This window comes from Streptomyces reniochalinae (assembly GCF_003323735.1).
GTDB lineage: Bacteria > Actinomycetota > Actinomycetes > Streptomycetales > Streptomycetaceae > Streptomyces > Streptomyces reniochalinae.
Window position 1 is genome coordinate 1 of the sequence record NZ_QOIM01000012.1, and the last position, 1,036, is coordinate 1,036.

Consider the following 1,036-nt stretch of genomic DNA (forward strand, 5'->3'; position numbering starts at 1 on the left):
TGCTGGTGTGTTGGGTCGGCGGGGTGTGTTTGGTTGTCGTGCTGCGGTGGTGGGTGTGGGGCGTGGTGAGGTGGTGGGGGGTTTGCGTGCGGTTGCTGGGGGGTTCTGGTGTTGCTGGGGGGCGTTCGGGTGCGGGTGGTTCGGGTGTGGTTGAGGGTGTGGTGCGGGGTGGGGGGTCTGGTGGGCGGGTGTTTGTGTTTTCGGGGCAGGGGTCGCAGTGGGTGGGGATGGGTGGGGGTTTGTTGGGTGAGCGGGTGTTTGTGGAGCATGTGCGGGCGGTGGGTGAGGCGTTGGGTCCGTTTGTGGATTTTGATTTGTTGGATGTGTTGGGTGGGTCGGGTGGTTTGGGTGAGGGTGTGTTGGGTCGGGTGGAGGTGGTGCAGCCGGCGTTGTTTGCGGTGTCGACGGGGTTGGCGTGTGTGTGGGAGTCGTGGGGTGTGGTGCCGGATGCGGTGGTGGGGCATTCGCAGGGGGAGATTGCGGCGGCGTATGTGGCGGGTGTGTTGAGTTTGGAGGATGCGGCGCGGTTGGTGGCGGTGCGGAGTCGGGTGATTGGTGAGTTTGCGCCGGAGGGTGCGATGGCGCATGTGGCGTTGCCGGTGGAGGTGGTGCGGGCGGAGTTGGGGTCACAGGCTGGGTTGGCGGGGCGGGTGGAGGTTGCGGCGGTGAATGGTCCTGGGTCGACGATTGTGTCGGGGGATCGGGTGTGTGTGGAGGGGTTGGTTGCGGGGTTTGGTGGGCGGGGTGTGCGGGCGCGGGTGTTGCCGGTGAGTTATGCGTCGCATTGTGCGCATATGGATGTGTTGGGGTCGCGTGTGGATGAGGCGGTGGGGCGGGTTTCGCCGGGTTCTGCGCGGGTGCCGTTTTATTCGACGGTTGTGGGTGGTGTGGTGGCTGGTGAGGAGTTGGGTGGTGGGTATTGGCAGCGGAATTTGCGGTCGCCGGTGCGGTTCGCGGAGACGGTTGAGGGGTTGTTGGATGCGGGGTTCCGGCGGTTTGTGGAGGTGAGTGCGCATCCGGTGTTGACGTCGGCGAT

At 65.5% G+C, this 1,036-nt stretch carries 1 protein-coding gene; it reads left to right on the forward strand.

Annotated features, from left to right (window positions below; translation table 11 throughout):
- Positions 1-227: 227 nt before the first annotated feature.
- Positions 228-1,036: acyltransferase domain-containing protein (locus DQ392_RS00060; protein WP_245980980.1), on the forward strand; the 809-nt coding region annotated here is incomplete at its 3' end.